We start from the raw sequence: 12812 nt of genomic DNA, 5'->3' as shown, positions 1-12812 counted from the left end.
CTCAATGAATTGTCCTACAGAGCTTCATCTCTGAGCCGACATCACGAGCAACTGCTCTTTTCAGAGCGGTGTCTTGGGAAGGGACCAGGCATGACCGTTAGAAACATGAATATCGCACCCCGGGCCGCCCTCGGTTTCGGCGTGCTGGCCTTACTGGTGTTCGGTCTTGGCGCCTTTGCATTGATGCAGATGTCGAGCATGCGCAAGGAGTCTGACCAGGTCGAGAGCAAGTGGCTGCCCAGCGTCATGGAGCTTGGCACCATGGGCCAGGACCTCATGCGGATTCGCACCCTCACGTTGCGTCTGATGCTCAACCGCAGTCCAGAGGCTCTTCGCGAGAACACAGCCAAGCTCGACCAGCTCAAGGCAGGCCTGCAAACCACGCAGCAAAACTACGCTGCACTGATCGGCTCGCCCCGCGAGCGTGAGCTGTACGAAAGCTTCTCCAGTGCGCAACAGGCTTATTTCCAGCGCCAGAACCGGGTCATGGAACTCTCCGCTGCCAATCAGGTGGAGGGCGCAATGCAGCTGGTCAATGGCGAGATGAACCAGTTCGCCGATAAGATGACCCTCGCCCTGACCGAGCTGACGGCGTTGAACAAGGAGGGCGCAGGACAGGCGAGTCATCTGGCGCGGGCGGTCTTCTCGAATGCGTTCGCCTGGGTCGTGGGCATGATGCTGTTGACGGCGTTGATTACGTTACTGCTGGCGTGGGGATTGACCCGCAGCATCGTCAGGCCGATCACCCAGGCGCTGGGCATTGCTCAGGTGGTGGCGGCGGGTGATCTAACCGCCGACATCGTCGTGCAGGGCCGTGATGAACCGGCCCGATTGCTGGAAGCGCTCAAGTCCATGCAGCAGAGTTTGCGCAGCACGATCATGCGCATCGCCGATTCGTCGAACCAGTTGGCGTCGGCGTCAGAGGAATTGAGTACCGTCACCGAAGATGCCACCCGCGGCCTGCATCAGCAGAGCCTGGAAATCGATCAAGCGGCAACGGCGGTCAATCAGATGACCGCCGCTGTCGAGGAAGTGGCGCGCAATGCGGTGGCCACGTCAGAGGCGTCCGGGGAGTCTGACCGGATTGCCCAGCACGGCCGTCAACAGGTTCAGCAGACCGTGGCGTCCATCGCCCATCTGGCCGAAGACGTGACCGACGCCGGCGAGCAGGTACAGACCCTGGCGCAGAAGGTGTATGGCATCAGCAAGGTGCTGGACGTCATTCGCTCGGTTGCCGAGCAGACCAACCTGCTGGCGTTGAACGCGGCCATTGAAGCCGCGCGGGCAGGGAGGCGGGACGCGGCTTTGCGGTGGTGGCGGATGAGGTTCGGGCTTTGGCACATCGGACGCAGTCATCAACTCTGGAAATCGAACAACTGGTGGGCGACATCCGTCAGGGCACCGATCAGGCCGTGGCCGCCATGCAAGGCAGCAACAGCCGCGCCCAGACCACGCTGGAGCTGGCACAGTCCGCCGGGGTTGCGCTGGATGACATCGCTGCTGCCATTACGCTGATCACCGAACGCAACATGGTCATCGCCAGCGCCTCCGAGGAGCAGGCGCAGGTCGCGCGTGAGGTGGATCGCAATCTCACCAACATCCGCGACATCTCCCTGCAGAGTTCGGCGGGGGCCAACCAGACCAGCGCCGCCAGCCACGAGCTGTCCCGACTGGCGACAGACCTGAATGGCATGGTTGCAGCGTTTTCTGTGTGACCCCGGACGCCGTTCCACGGAATGCACGCGGTGCTTTTGTGGGACCGGCTTCAGCCGGGAAGAGGCTGGTTTGACCGCCATCAATCCCAATGAATTCACGCGGTGCAATTGTGGGACCGGCTTCAGCCGAGAAGGGGCCAGTTTGCGCACCATCCATTCTGCGGGGTGACCACCGACCTCTTTTCCCGGCTAAAACCGGTCCTGCAAAAAGCAGGTCCGGCTCAATGCATTTCAACAGCCCACAAAAAAGGCGCCCCGAGGGGCGCCTTTTTTCTGCAACTGACTGGATTACTTACCAGTCCAGCGCTTCATCACCAGCGTGGCGTTAGTACCGCCGAAGCCGAAGCTGTTGCTCATCACCAGATTCAGCTCGGTGTTTTCGCGGGTCTTGGTCAGAATCGGCATGTCGGCAACGGCGGGGTCCAGCTCGTCGATGTTCGCCGAACCCGCCATGAAGTTGCCTTCCATCATCAGCATGCAGTAGATCGCTTCGTGAACGCCGGCGGCGCCCAGGGAGTGGCCCGACAGGCTCTTGGTGGAGCTGATCGCAGGCGCCTTGTCACCGAACACTTCACGCACGCCTTCCATTTCCTTGACGTCGCCGACCGGAGTCGAGGTGCCGTGGGTGTTCAGGTAGTCGATGGTGCCGTCTACGGTGGACAGCGCCTGCTGCATGCAGCGGATGGCGCCTTCGCCGCTCGGCGCGACCATGTCATAACCGTCGGAAGTTGCGCCGTAGCCAACCAGTTCGGCGTAGATCTTCGCGCCACGGGCCAGAGCATGTTCCAGCTCCTCGACTACCACCATGCCGCCGCCGCCAGCGATGACGAAACCGTCACGGTCGGCGTCGTAGGCACGGGAAGCCTGTTCCGGCGTGTCGTTGCGCTTGCTGGACAGCGCGCCCATCGCGTCGAACAGGAACGACTGGCTCCAGTGCTCCTCTTCACCACCGCCGGCAAACACGATGTCCTGCTTGCCCATCTGGATCTGTTCCATGGCGGTACCGATGCAGTGAGCACTGGTGGCGCAGGCAGAAGCGATGGAATAGTTCAGGCCCTTGATCTTGAATGGCGTCGCCAGGCACGCTGAAACAGTGCTGCTCATGGTGCGGGTGACGTAGTACGGAAGAACCTTCTTGATGCCTTTCTCACGCAGGATGTCCAGTGCTTCCATCTGGTTCAGGGTCGACGCACCGCCGGAGCCGGCAATCAGACCGGTGCGCGGGTTGGAGACCTGCTCTTCAGTCAGCCCGGAGTCTTCCACGGCGCTCTTCATGGCCACGTAAGCATAAGCTGCCGCCTGACCGACGAAGCGCAGGGTCTTGCGGTCGACCAGTTCCTTGAGCGGCAAATTTGGATCGATAGAGCCCGAGACCTGACTGCGCAGACCCATTTCGGCGTATTCCGGATTGAAACGGATGCCAGGGCGACTTGCACGCAAGTTGGCGGAGACGGTGTCTTTGTCATTGCCCAAGCAGGAAACAATGCCCAGACCAGTGATAACGACGCGGCGCATGCGAATACCCTTAGAAATTGTCAGTGGAAGTGAAGACGCCGACACGCAGGCCTTCAGCGGTGTAGATTTCGCGGCCGTCCACGCTGACCGAACCATCGGCAATCGCCAGGTTCAGCTTGCCTTTGAGGACGCGCTTGATTTGGATGTTATAGGTGACCTTGCTGGCGGTCGGCAGTACCTGACCGAAGAATTTCACCTCGCCCGAGCCCAGTGCGCGACCGCGGCCCGGCAGGCCTTGCCAGCCCAGAAAGAAGCCGACCAGTTGCCACATGGCATCGAGGCCCAGGCAACCTGGCATCACCGGGTCACCTTCGAAGTGACAGGCGAAGAACCACAGGTCCGGGTTGATATCGAGTTCGGCGACCAATTCACCCTTTCCGTACTTGCCGCCTTCTTCGCTGATATGGGTGATGCGATCAACCATCAGCATGTTGGGGGCGGGCAATTGCGCGTTACCTGGGCCGAACAGCTCGCCGCGACTGCAGCGCAGCAGATCTTCCCGGGTAAAGGCGTTTTGTTTGGTCATGCGAGCTCCTCGATAATCCTGTGCGGCAGGGTGTGGCGTTACTTACCCAATCTGGCCAGCGGGAAATCCCTCGGCTGGCAGCCTACTCATAGACTATTGCGTTGTAGTGAAAGTCACAGCACGGGTGAAATGAATGTACACCTGTGCACTGAAATATTTCGTCCGCGCGTTGGCGTGGGTCAAATCTGCGCACAAGACTGCCGCAATTTATCATTTACCGCCAGTCGCAGATGGCTTAATGGTCAGCCATCGCTGCAAAACCTGCTGTAAATCAGTACGTTTGAACGGCTTGGCCAGGTAATCGTTCATTCCGGCTTGCAGACAAATATCCCGGTCGCCGTGCTGGGCATTGGCGGTCAGGGCAATAATGGGCAACGTCGCCAGCCCTGGCAACAGCCGGATTCGGCGTGTCGCTTCGTAGCCGTCCATGACCGGCAGTCGGCAGTCCATCAGAATCAGCGCGAAGCTTTCCCGACTGGCCATGCTCACTGCTTCAACACCATCCGCCGCCATACTCACCTGCAGGCCCAGACTGCGCAGCATTGCGTCGACCAACGTGCGGTTCACCGGGTTGTCTTCGACCAACAGCACGCAGGCGTCGCGGCTCTGGGGCAGCTCACCGACGGCGCCGGGCGCAGGCTCGATCACCGGCTGCTGAACCCGCTGCAGCGGGATTTGCAGCTGGAACACCGAGCCGAGTCCTTCGCTGCTCTGCGCCTGGAGCGACCCGCCCATCCGTTCGGCCAGATTGCGCGCGATGGGCAGTCCCAGCCCGGTGCCGCCGTAGCGCCGGGAGATGGAGTTGTCCGCTTGCTGAAATGCATCGAACATTGACTCCAGCAAATCCGGGGAAATGCCGATGCCGCTGTCGCGGACTGCACAGGTAAACAGGACGTGCTGCGGGTCGGGGCTGGTGAAACCCGCTTCGACGCGCACGCTGCCAAACTCGGTGAATTTCAGCGCATTGCCGATCAGGTTGACCAGAATCTGCCGGATTCGTGTCGGGTCGCCTTTGACCTGCAAGGTCTCTATCGAAGGCGGCGTATCCAGTTCCAGTGCCAGACCGCGCTGCTGGGCGTTGTGGGCAAACGCCTGAACCGAGGTGCTGATGAGGTCGGCGAGATTGAATGAAATGCTCTCCAGTTCCAGCGCATCGCGTTCGAAGCGTGAGAAATCGAGGATGTCGTTGATGACCCGCAGCAGATGCTCGGTGGATTCCATGGCCAGCGCAGCGTATTCCGCCTGCTCGTCGGTCATCCTGGTGGTTTCCATTAACTGCAGCATGCCCAGCACGCCATTCATGGGCGTGCGCAGCTCGTGGCTCATCATTGCCAGGAATTCGGACTTCGCGTTGTTGGCGCGTTCGGCTTCTTCGCGGGTGCGGATGAGTTCGTCCATCGCCTGCTTCTGCTCGCGGCTCGCCTTTTCCAGGCCCAGGGCCAGATTGTTGATGTGCCGCGCCAGATCGCCCAGTTCGGCATCATCCGCAACCGGCAGCGGCGCTGAATAGTCACCGTGCTGGATGGCCTTCACCGCTGCGCTCATGGCACTGATCGGCTGGGACAGGCTTAGCGACAAGCGCCTCGCCAACATGTAGGTGAACAGAAGGGCGAACATCGCCAGCACACCGGCCTTCAGCAATATTTCCTGTTCGCGCTGATTGAACGCATCACTGGACATGCCCACCAGCACCCGGCCCAGGTAACCTTCGACCGGCACGCTGGGATCGTCATCGGCACGTGCCGCATCGGCGTTTTCGATTAGCCGGGAGGACCTGTCAGGCTGTAGGCGAATCGGTGCCTGAAACACTTCCATCTGCCGCGAACGCCCCTGCTCCTCGGCAGGCTCGACATGCACCAGCACCACACCAGCGCTGTTGCGAACCTCGAGAAAACGCACGTGGGGCGTGTTCATCGTGGCCTTCATGAGGTTTTCCAGAACGGCATTGTTGCCGACGATGACGCCATATTCCGACGCGGGGGCCAGTTGGTTGGCGATGAGCTGCCCGGTGTGATTGAGCTCCTGTCGCAGGTCCTGAATGCGCACCACAGTAAAGAAGCTGATCAGCAGCAAAGTCAGCAACAGGGCCGGGCCCAGGCTGAGGATCTGCGTCCGGGTGCTGATGTTCCAGCCGCGCTGAGCTGTCACGAGGCGGTTCCGGCTGTCAGGGCCCGGAGGGTTTGCCGATGTTCAGGCATGGCAAAGCCTGACGGGGCACGGGAGGTGGACGCTTGGTGTCATGTGACGAATCTCTTCGGGAGCGACCTGACGATAGCTCATCGGCGCCGTTGAGGAATTTTCATTTCGGGTGCGCATCTTAACTGAGCTGTGGGCATTTTCCTCGGCAAGAGTGGGGGATCGGCTATAAGTTCGTGGGGGCAACTTTTGCCGCTGGCCGCGAGCCTGACGCTCCGTATAATGCCCGCATCGCCAGATGTGATGGCCCTGAATGGATTGTTTTATGACCCAGCAGCAACCAATAGCGGTCCTTGGCGGCGGCAGCTTCGGGACCGCAGTGGCCAATCTGTTGGCCGGCAACGGTCATCGGGTGACGCAGTGGATGCGCGATCCGGAGCAGGCCGAGGCGATCCGCGCCAATCGCGAGAACCCGCGCTACCTCAAGGGTATCAAGGTGCTCGAAGGCGTCGAGCCGGTCACTGATCTGCACGCTACCTTGCAGGGCAGTCAACTGGTCTTCGTCGCGCTGCCGTCCAGTGCGCTGCGTGGCGTATTGACGCCGCATGTCGATCTGCTCACCGGCAAGATGCTGGTCAGCCTGACCAAGGGCATCGAGGCCGACACCTTCAAGCTCATGAGCGAGATCCTCCAGGACATCGCACCTGCCGCGCGAATCGGCGTGCTGTCCGGCCCCAACCTGGCCCGCGAAATCGCCGAACACGCCCTGACCGCTACGGTCGTCGCCAGCGAAGATGAAGACCTCTGTCAACAGGTTCAGGCCGCGCTGCACGGCCGCACCTTCCGCGTGTACGCCAGCGCCGACCGTTTTGGTGTGGAGCTGGGCGGTGCGCTGAAAAACGTCTACGCCATCATCGCCGGCATGGCAGTGGCGCTGAACATGGGCGAGAACACCAAGAGCATGCTGATTACTCGGGCGCTGGCGGAAATGACCCGGTTTGCGGTCAGTCAGGGTGCCAATCCGATGACCTTCCTCGGGCTGGCCGGGGTCGGCGATCTGATCGTCACCTGTTCCTCGCCGAAGAGCCGTAACTACCAGGTCGGCTTTGCCCTGGGCCAGGGCTTGAGCCTGGACGAAGCGGTTACCCGGCTGGGCGAGGTCGCGGAGGGCGTCAATACGCTCAAGGTGCTCAAGACCAAGGCGCAGGAACTGCAGGTTTACATGCCGCTGGTGGCCGGGCTCCACGCGATTCTGTTCGAGGGCCGTACGCTGGAGCAGGTCATCGAGCTGTTGATGCGCGCCGAGCCCAAGACCGACGTCGATTTCATCTCAACCAGTGGTTTCAACTGACCCCCACATGGAGAAGCTCTTGAACGAATCAAAACTCAAGCAACACGAACCAATCCTGCTGCGCATCCTGTGGATGCTGCTGTTTGTGCTGGTCTGGCAGGTGGCGGAGGTCGTGCTGGGCGTTGCGGTCCTGGTGCAGCTGGTTTACCGCCTGTTCAACGGCGCGCCGAGCCTCAGCGTGATGTCGTTCGGTGACAGCCTGAGTCAGTACCTGGCGCAGATCGGCCGCTTTGGCACCTTCCACACCGATCAGAAGCCATGGCCTTTTGCCGATTGGCCAACGCCGCGTGCACCGGAGGGCGAGGCGCCGCATGTTGTGGTTGATAAGCCGGAACCGGCGCCTTCTGCTCCGCAACCCGCTGCAGCCACGCCGCCACCGGCGCCTGTTACTCCGCAGCCGGTACCTGCTGCGACGCCACCGGTTTCCGAAACCACATCAGCGGTCTTCGAGCCGCCGTCGGTGGTTACCCACACGTCGCACGAGGTTGCCGACGTACCGCCCTCTGCGCCGGTTACGCCGCCGTCCACGCCGGGTGAGGAGCCGAAACCGTGAAGGTCTGGATTCTGCGCCACGGCGAGGCGGAACCTCAGGCGCGTATGGACGCCGAGCGCGAGCTGACCGCCAAGGGCCGCGAAGAGGTCTTGCGCAGTGCCGCTCATCTCATGGGTCAGCCGTTGCAGCGGATCATCGCCAGCCCGTATGTGCGTGCCCAGCAGACCGCCGAACTGGTCCGTCAGGCCCTCGGGCTCACCGATGCCATCGTGACCGTGCCGTGGCTGACGCCGGACGGCAATCCGCACAAGGTACTGGAGCAGCTGGATGCGTTCAGTGCCGAGAATGTTTTGCTGGTCAGTCATCAACCTTTGGTGGGCACGTTGATCGGGCTGGCGGTGCATGGCTCTTTGCAGCAGGCGCAACCGATGCACACCGCCAGTCTTGCTTATCTTGAGGCAGATCTGCCCCTTGCAGGCGCGATGCAACTGGTGGATGTTCGGCACGTTGAATGATTAAGCGGCGAGCGTTACTGCGTTCCCCGCTGTGGTGTGAGATGCAGTGCAAACCCTCAAATAGCAAGGAAGAACCATGAGTGTATGGCGTAGCCCTCCAGACCTTGATGCGCTTAATGCGAAGCAGAAGAACACCATCGGTGAGGTGCTGGATATTCGATTTGAAGCCGTCGACGATCAGTCGCTGACGGCGAGTATGGCGGTGGATGAGCGAACTCATCAGCCCTATGGTTTGTTGCATGGCGGCGCCTCGGTGGTGCTGGCGGAGACGGTGGGTTCTACCGCCAGTTATCTGGTGATCGATACTGAGCGGTTTTTCTGTGTGGGGATCGAGGTCAACGCGAACCATTTGCGCGGGGTGCGCAGTGGGCGGGTGACGGCGGTGGCGCACCCGGTGCACATCGGGCGTACGACCCATGTCTGGGATATCCGGCTGACGACAGAAGATGGCAAGGCGTGTTGTATTTCCCGGTTGACGGTGGCGGTGGTGCCTCATGGGGAGCAGCCGCCCGGTCGTTGAGCGAAGATCAAGAGCGTCTGCCTAGGGGCAGACTGTTTCGCCTTGGGCGAGTTACTTGGAAAAAGCACCCCCTCTCTGTTTTAAAGAGCAGCCAAGGGTGCCTGCTCCTGGTTGGGCCCGACTTCGTCGGGTTCCTTCACTCCGGCCTCGCTCCGTGGGCCCGCGCCGAACGGACATCCATGTCCTGACGGCGCTCTCGCCGCATCCATGCGGCTCGGCCCACTCCGCAAAACCTGCGTTCAGCCTGCACCCAAGTCGCGATTGGCGGTGTCTGGACTTCCTGCGTATGAAGATCAAGATCAAGGGCAGATCAACGGCTTCCCGGCTAAAGCCGGTCCTACAGTCGGCGCCCATCCCGCTGGATGCATGCGATTTCTTAGTAGGACCGGCTTTAGCCGGGAAGAGATCAGCCAGGGCGCCACAGTTTTGCTGATCGGACCCCTCCCTTTGGGCGCGCGCTTGCCCGCGAATGCCGTTTGCAGTGCCTCTTGATATTCGTACATAAAAAATTCGGACGACGACAGTCGCGACTTGGTCCCGCGGAGCGTCGTCGAGTGAGGGGACCCGACGTAGAAGGGGCCAGATAGGGAGCAGCACTTTGGTCGTCTTTAGCCGGATTGGCCGGCTCGAACATCCATCCTTACTGCCGTGTGATGGATTTCATCACCTTGAGACAAACGTCAGAAAGTTAAGTTGGCCTTTATGGTCAAGACCTCGGCCGGCAGGGTCGGCCAAGGTCTTGAGGATGTCAGCTGAAGTTAGCCAGCAACCGGAGAGCGCCAGTCATCGGAACCCGAGGTGCCACACACTTCATGGGTCCAAGTGATTTTACGATAGGTGAACTCTACGTCTTCCAGATGAGTGAAGTGCGAGTTCGACGGGTCCTGGCAGTTATGCATGTAATCTTTGATGTCGACGATAATCGCGTCTTCAAGTTTGGTGGTGTAGTAATGCTCCTGTGTACCCGCTGCGGAAGTGCGATACCACTGGATGGTAATTTCGGTCAGACGTTCGCCCGATGTCAAAGCTGCCAGTAACAGGGGTGAAGACTTGTCGAACACCTTAGTGATCTTGACCGGCTTGTGCACACGCTGACCGGTTGGCTGGCCGGATTGCGGGTCGCGGGGAATGATCATTTCATGCTGGAACCCTTGCACCATGACCTGGTCTTCGTGACCTTCCTGGTAAGTGTTGCCGACCGAGTCAGCAGTAAAGGCGCCTGCGGTGATCAGACCCTGCTTGGTGCCCGTGATGGACATATATGCTGGTGTCGCCATGGAGATGCTCCTTGCCTCATAAATAGAAATACCCAAGAGCGTATTCGCTTTGGGTGTATGAGGTATTCCAAACTTCGTGCCAATTTCAGAAATCACATATAAATCAAATGCTTGCTGTGAAATTTAATGGTCAGGTCGTCATGAAGCCAGGCTAGTAGCGGTAATGTGCGCAAGAAGTTGCGCAGTAGTGCGCAACTTCTTGCGCACTCGCAGCAAAGGCCCGTCCGACAAGGCCGGGGAGCATTATTTGCCGTTTTATGAGATCGAGAGTGCGCAACTTATTGCGCATAATGGCTGGATGCTATTCCGCAATTGCTGTGGCGCCAAGACCTTTTGAAGTTCAGCAGCCTTCGTTAGGTGCTGTGTGTGGCAGCGTGGAACTCTCTTTGACTACTCTTATATCTAGCTTTACGCGTTAGTGATCAGGAAGCCGGATCGCTGGAACTCAACGATAATTGTGAGGTTTGTGGAAATTTCCTACGGAGCATATGGAATTATCGCGTTTATGGTTGGCTTGATAGTGATAAACATGCTGAGTATTATCTGCGGCCTCAGAAGGGTAGACGTTTTGTTACATATCAACCCGGCAGCAGTTTCTAAAATAATTCCGTTACATCAGCAGCTTTATTCGCTGCATTGACGGGGTTTTATATCGAAGATTATGCATGTCCTATTCAAGCCAGCTCTGCGCTCATTATCTTGAAGTTGCTCACGCCCCTATTTCCGTCGGGAGCTTTGCGGGCGAAGACGTTCGATTTTCAAATGAATACGAAGCGCTGGAAAGCGAGCTGAATAAAGCTCAATCCATGCATGTACAAGGTCAGCTCGACTGGCTGAAAGTGCGCGATCAATGTGAAAACCTGCTCCGCAACCTGTCCAAAGATCTGCGCGTTGGGGCATGGCTTGCCTGGGCCTTATATCAGCGTGAGTCGTTTCATGGGCTGTTGGCAGGACTTGAACTTCTTCACCATCTTTGCGTGCATCATTGGGCCGAAGTTCATCCCGCCAAAGCCCGCACGCGTTCCGCAGCCATGGGTTGGCTGATTCCCCGTATTGAGCAGGTGCTCAACGATAACGTTTCGGTCGATGAGCAATCACTGCTATTCAGTCGCCTCGTTGAAATTCTTGAAGACCTTGATGCGGTATTTACACAGCACATGGGCGATGACGCGCCCTTGCTCCTGCCGATCTCCCGCCGCTTGAAGAACATGGCCCAGCGGGCGACCGACAATCTGCCGAACGCCGGGGCAGGGGCCGTTGGCGCGGCTGTACAGCAGGTCAAGCAGGCTGCTACCCAGTTATTCGCTCCATCGGCAGTGATCAGCGATGAGAGAGACGCCCACAAGTCCCTGCGTCTCCAGCAGGAGAGCGCGCGTGCGTTGTGTGCCTGGTGGCTCAGTCAGAAACCTTGCGACCTGCGCGCGTTGCGCCTCAATCGCACAATGCTTTGGTTACCAATCGAGACGCTGCCAGAGCGCAACTTAGACCAAATCACTGCGCTTCGTGGACTTCCCGCAGACAAGCTCAAGGGCTATCAGGACAAATTTGATCAGGGCAGCTACGCCGATTTGCTCCTTGAGCTGGAGGCGAGCCTGGCAAAGGCACCATTCTGGTTCGATGGCCAGCGAATGGTCTGGGAGTGCCTGCAAGAGATGAGCGCTGAGACAGCAATGCGAGAGGTAGAACTTCACTTTGCTCAGTTGATTCAACGATTACCGGGTGTCATCGAACTGCGTTTTCACGACGGCGCGCCTTTTGCGGATCAGGCAACCCGGGCCTGGATCACCGCTAGCGTGATGCCTCGCCTGCAGGCCGCCAGCACGCCCCGCAAAGTAGAAATGGCTGACACGCAACCTGTTTGGGAGTTTGCCCTGGAAAACGCGTCGTCGGTATTGCGCAAGGATGGCCTCAGAGCGGGGGTGCAATTTCTCAAGCAAGGCATGCACAGCGCCCAAGGCGGTCGCGCACGATTTTTTTGGCAGTTAGCTCTTGCCCAGCTGTGCTTCACCGCCAGGAAATACGAACTCGCCAAGACCCAACTCGAAACCCTCGACAAAACCCTGCAGGACTCAGGCATCGATGCCTGGGAGCCTGAGCTTGCGCTGGAAGTGTTGCATCTCTTGCACAGCTGTTTCGAGTTGCTGCCTCAGGATCACGGAGCCCGGCAGCGCAAGGAAGAGGTGTATCGCAGGCTGTGCCACCTAGACCTCGAAGTCTTACTTGAATAGGCCTCAGAGCCTTAATAACAGGAGAACGGCCATGGCCAAAGAAGGATCGGTAGCGCCCAAAGAACGTATCAATGTCACGTTCAAGCCCGCGACGGGTGGTGCGCAGGAAGAGATCGAGCTGCCGCTGAAGCTGCTCGCCATCGGTGATTACACCCTGCGTAAAGACGAGCGGAAAGTTGAAGAGCGCAAGCCCATCAGCATCGACAAGATGACGTTTGACGAGGTGCTGGCCAAGCAGGCTCTGAGCCTCACGCTGAGCGTGCCGAACCGTCTGCAAGAGGGTGAAGGCAATGAAGAGTTGGCGGTGCAACTGCACGTCAAATCGATGAAGGACTTCAATCCCGCCTCGCTGGTGGACCAGGTACCCGAACTGAAAAAACTCATGGAACTGCGCGACGCCCTGGTGGCGCTCAAAGGACCGTTGGGTAACGCGCCCGCTTTTCGCAAAGCCATCGAAAGCGTCCTCGCCGATGACGAGTCCCGCGGTCGCGTGCTCGGCGAGCTCGGTTTGAATGCCGCCGCCCAGGACACCTGAG

Annotated in this window: 9 protein-coding genes and 2 pseudogenes; 7 read left to right on the top strand and 4 right to left on the bottom strand. The window is 59.3% G+C overall.

Going from position 1 to position 12812, the window contains the following annotated elements; all coding sequences use genetic code 11:
- The first annotated feature begins 90 nt into the window (after positions 1-90).
- Positions 91-1715 (top strand): annotated as a pseudogene (locus JN403_RS19275) (methyl-accepting chemotaxis protein).
- Between the two features lie 288 nt (positions 1716-2003).
- On the opposite strand, the gene fabB reads toward JN403_RS19275, so the two are convergent.
- The 3 genes from fabB to JN403_RS19260 all read right to left on the bottom strand — a co-directional run bounded on the left by fabB (position 2004) and on the right by JN403_RS19260 (position 5904).
- Positions 2004-3230, bottom strand: coding sequence for a beta-ketoacyl-ACP synthase I (gene fabB, locus JN403_RS19270; protein ID WP_122538419.1), 1227 nt, complete (start codon positions 3228-3230; stop codon positions 2004-2006).
- Between the two features lie 10 nt (positions 3231-3240).
- Entirely contained in the window at positions 3241-3756 is a 516-nt protein-coding gene (fabA, locus tag JN403_RS19265) for a 3-hydroxyacyl-[acyl-carrier-protein] dehydratase FabA (protein ID WP_122538421.1), read from the bottom strand.
- Positions 3757-3966: 210 nt separating this feature from the next.
- Positions 3967-5904: a response regulator gene (locus tag JN403_RS19260; protein ID WP_205483862.1), complete on the bottom strand. Its 1938-nt coding sequence runs from the start codon at positions 5902-5904 to the stop codon at positions 3967-3969.
- Between the two features lie 313 nt (positions 5905-6217).
- Here JN403_RS19260 and JN403_RS19255 point away from each other — a divergent pair, with 313 nt between their 5' ends.
- The 4 genes and pseudogenes from JN403_RS19255 to JN403_RS19240 all read left to right on the top strand — a co-directional run bounded on the left by JN403_RS19255 (position 6218) and on the right by JN403_RS19240 (position 8771).
- Positions 6218-7243: an NAD(P)H-dependent glycerol-3-phosphate dehydrogenase gene (locus JN403_RS19255; RefSeq protein WP_205483860.1), complete on the top strand. Its 1026-nt coding sequence runs from the start codon at positions 6218-6220 to the stop codon at positions 7241-7243.
- A 19-nt stretch (positions 7244-7262) separates the two neighbouring features.
- A pseudogene (locus JN403_RS25655) lies at positions 7263-7562 on the top strand (DUF4389 domain-containing protein); the annotation flags it as partial.
- Positions 7563-7792: 230 nt separating this feature from the next.
- On the top strand, positions 7793-8251 hold the full coding sequence (gene sixA / locus JN403_RS19245) for a phosphohistidine phosphatase SixA (protein WP_205483856.1): 459 nt from the start codon (positions 7793-7795) through the stop codon (positions 8249-8251).
- A gap of 76 nt (positions 8252-8327) precedes the next feature.
- Positions 8328-8771, top strand: coding sequence for a hotdog fold thioesterase (locus JN403_RS19240; RefSeq protein WP_172611802.1), 444 nt, complete (start codon positions 8328-8330; stop codon positions 8769-8771).
- A 758-nt stretch (positions 8772-9529) separates the two neighbouring features.
- On the opposite strand, the gene JN403_RS19235 is transcribed toward JN403_RS19240, so the two are convergent.
- Positions 9530-10048: an Hcp family type VI secretion system effector gene (locus JN403_RS19235; RefSeq protein ID WP_122534661.1), complete on the bottom strand. Its 519-nt coding sequence runs from the start codon at positions 10046-10048 to the stop codon at positions 9530-9532.
- A 665-nt stretch (positions 10049-10713) separates the two neighbouring features.
- Here JN403_RS19235 and tssA point away from each other — a divergent pair.
- A complete protein-coding gene (gene tssA / locus JN403_RS19230) occupies positions 10714-12276 on the top strand; it encodes a type VI secretion system protein TssA (protein ID WP_205483855.1) in 1563 nt (520 codons plus the stop codon).
- A 31-nt stretch (positions 12277-12307) separates the two neighbouring features.
- The gene (gene tssB, locus JN403_RS19225; protein ID WP_205483853.1) at positions 12308-12811 is read left to right on the top strand and encodes a type VI secretion system contractile sheath small subunit; all 504 of its coding nucleotides are present in this window, start codon (positions 12308-12310) and stop codon (positions 12809-12811) included.
- Position 12812 lies beyond the last annotated feature (1 nt).

Source organism: Pseudomonas sp. 15A4, assembly GCF_016925575.1.
Classification (GTDB): Bacteria; Pseudomonadota; Gammaproteobacteria; order Pseudomonadales; family Pseudomonadaceae; genus Aquipseudomonas.
Note: the sequence above shows the minus strand (reverse complement) of the source record. Positions and strands in the feature narration are given on the sequence as shown.

Coding starts and splice junctions, on each gene's coding strand:
- tssA (WP_205483855.1), top strand. CDS start 10,714: ATGTCCTATTCAAGCCAGCTCTGCGCTCATTATCTTGAAGTTGCTCAC.
- JN403_RS19240 (WP_172611802.1), top strand. CDS start 8,328: ATGAGTGTATGGCGTAGCCCTCCAGACCTTGATGCGCTTAATGCGAAG.
- JN403_RS19235 (WP_122534661.1), bottom strand. CDS start 10,048: ATGGCGACACCAGCATATATGTCCATCACGGGCACCAAGCAGGGTCTG.
- JN403_RS19255 (WP_205483860.1), top strand. CDS start 6,218: ATGACCCAGCAGCAACCAATAGCGGTCCTTGGCGGCGGCAGCTTCGGG.
- tssB (WP_205483853.1), top strand. CDS start 12,308: ATGGCCAAAGAAGGATCGGTAGCGCCCAAAGAACGTATCAATGTCACG.
- fabA (WP_122538421.1), bottom strand. CDS start 3,756: ATGACCAAACAAAACGCCTTTACCCGGGAAGATCTGCTGCGCTGCAGT.
- fabB (WP_122538419.1), bottom strand. CDS start 3,230: ATGCGCCGCGTCGTTATCACTGGTCTGGGCATTGTTTCCTGCTTGGGC.